Below are 242 nucleotides of genomic sequence, written 5' to 3' on the forward strand. Positions count from 1 at the left end.
AACAAAATCTATGATGCAATAGGCGATTTAGAAAACATATCACTCGGTGTAAATGTAAAAGATGATGAACTTGATAAGACTTCCCATCAACCGCTACTCAATAGTCCTCTTAATGATTACCTTAATAATATAGATAAGGTATATAACCATGTTAGAACTGAATCTGGTGAAGTAGCTCAAAAAAGGTTTAAGGCTTTAAAAGAAGGTCAGAATTTTCATAATCTGGATGAATCTTTGAAAAC

General features: G+C 31.8%; 1 protein-coding gene. It reads left to right on the top strand.

From position 1 onward, the window contains the following. Positions 1-242, top strand: a 242-nt coding sequence (locus WDC82_RS25155) for a hypothetical protein (protein ID WP_340120200.1), incomplete at both ends; no start/stop codon positions are given.

The organism is Pelagibius sp. 7325 (assembly GCF_037652055.1).
Lineage (GTDB): Bacteria > Pseudomonadota > Alphaproteobacteria > Kiloniellales > Kiloniellaceae > Pelagibius.